The 1,792-nt window shown below is 68.3% G+C and carries 1 pseudogene; it reads right to left on the bottom strand.

The features are described from left to right. Positions 1–1,792 (bottom strand): annotated as a pseudogene (locus RM446_RS24570) (hypothetical protein); the annotation flags it as partial.

Raw genomic sequence — 1,792 nt, 5'->3', positions numbered from 1 at the left:
GCGTTTCGGGTGTTGCTCTGGTTGTTGTTTCCGCTGGTGTTGGTGCCGCCGGTGCTGTTGGTGGGGCCGCTGCCGGTGGGGGTTCCGTTTGCTGTCGTGTTGGTGGCGGGTCCGGTGCCGATTGGACCTGAAACCGGGGTGGGCGCGGCGAAGTCGGGGGTCGTGGCGGCTTGTGCGGTGGAGTCGCCGGGGTCGTTGAGCGCGTCGTGGAAGTCGGTGTCGAGGTCGGTTGGGTCGGTGGGGTTGTCGGGGTGGTTGGTGAGGTGGTGGTCGGGGGGGTTGTGGTCGTTTCGGGGTGTGGGGCCGTCGGTGGTGATCTCGGTGGTGGCGGGTGGCGGCTGGAGGTGGGTGGTGTGTTTCTCGGCGAGGTCGGTGGGTGCGGGTGGGGGGTCGGTGGGTTGGTCGGTGGGGTGGTGGTCGAAGTGGGTGTGGAGGTTGTGGACGAGGTGGGGGTCGTTGATGAGTTGGTCGGTGAGGTTGCGGACGTCGGCTTCGGTGATCGGGGTCTTGGTGGTCGCGGGGTTGTCGGTGGGGTTGTCGGTGGTTTCGGGGGTGGGCTCGTAGGCGGGTGGCGGGGCGTCGTCGGTGTAGGCGGGCGGGGTGTCGGCGGGGGTGCTGTCGTCGCCGGGGCTGTAGGCGGGCGGCTTATCGGCGGTGCCGTCCTCGCCGGTGACAACACCGGTCTGGTCAGCGGGTGCGTCGTGAACCCCACTTCCTGGAGTCGAGGCCGTCTCGGCGTCGGTTTCGGGCGCCGTGTCGGGGCTGGTGGGAAGGTCGCCCCCCGTGCGCGCGGGCGCGGGATCGGCGTGGTCGATGTCGGGGGCGGGGACGTCGGTCGCCGGCGTGTCGATGTCGGTATCGGAGTTCACCGGGTCGCGCCGGTCGATGCTCGGTTCCGGTCCCGAGCCGCCGCTGAAGTCGTCGTCGTTGTTGTGCTCGCCGTCCGGGGCGCTGCGGCTGCTGTGGTTGTCGTCCGGGTTGTTGTTTCCGTTTCCGGAACCGCCGTCGCCCGTGGTGGTTTCGGGTGGTGTGGGGGGTGGGGGTGGTTGGGGTGGGTTTTTGAGGTGGGCGAAGGCGGTGAGGGCGGTGTCGACGGTGATGGTTTGGGCGCCGCCTTGGAAGCTGCCGGCGGTGGCGGAGTAGCCGTGGGCTTTGAAGCCTTCGTCGGTGAGGGCGGCGTTGGAGGTGCCTTCGCCGATGTAGCCCTCGAAGGCGCCGGTGGCGGCGGCCATGGCGAGGATTTGGGCGCGCATGTGGGGGTTGGCGAGGTAGCCGCCGAGGTTGCGGGTGAGGGTGTCGGGGACGGTGCGGGTGAGGTGGTTGCGGATGTGGGGTGGGATGTCGGTTCGGGCGAGGGCGGCGGCGAGGTCGTCGTTGAGGGTGTTTTTGCCCCAGTTCTTGGTGAGGGCGTCGGTGTAGGCGTCGGCGGCGTTTTTGGCGGCGTGGGCGCCGATGGTGTCGGCGAAGTGTTTGGTGAAGACGTCGGTGAGGTCGTCGCGGAGTCGGGTGATGGTTTCGGGGCGGTCGAAGGGGCGGTTGACGTTTTCTGGGGTGTAGGGGGCGATGAGGTCGTCGTTGTGTTTGTTGAAGGCGTTGGTGAGGTCGGCGTTGAGGTCGGGGGCGCGGAGTTCGGAAATGGTTTCGGGTTTGGCGGGGGGCGGGTCGGTGGTGATGCGGGGTGGGGGTGTGTTGGTGAGGATGTCGAGGTTGTTTTTGAGGACGCGGTCGATCTGGATGCCGATGACTCTGTCGACGATGGGGGCGAGTCCGGCGGAGATGGTGCCGGTGATGA

This window comes from Streptomonospora wellingtoniae (assembly GCF_031845375.1).
In the GTDB taxonomy this organism is placed as follows: domain Bacteria; phylum Actinomycetota; class Actinomycetes; order Streptosporangiales; family Streptosporangiaceae; genus Streptomonospora; species Streptomonospora wellingtoniae.
Note: the sequence above shows the minus strand (reverse complement) of the source record. Positions and strands in the feature narration are given on the sequence as shown.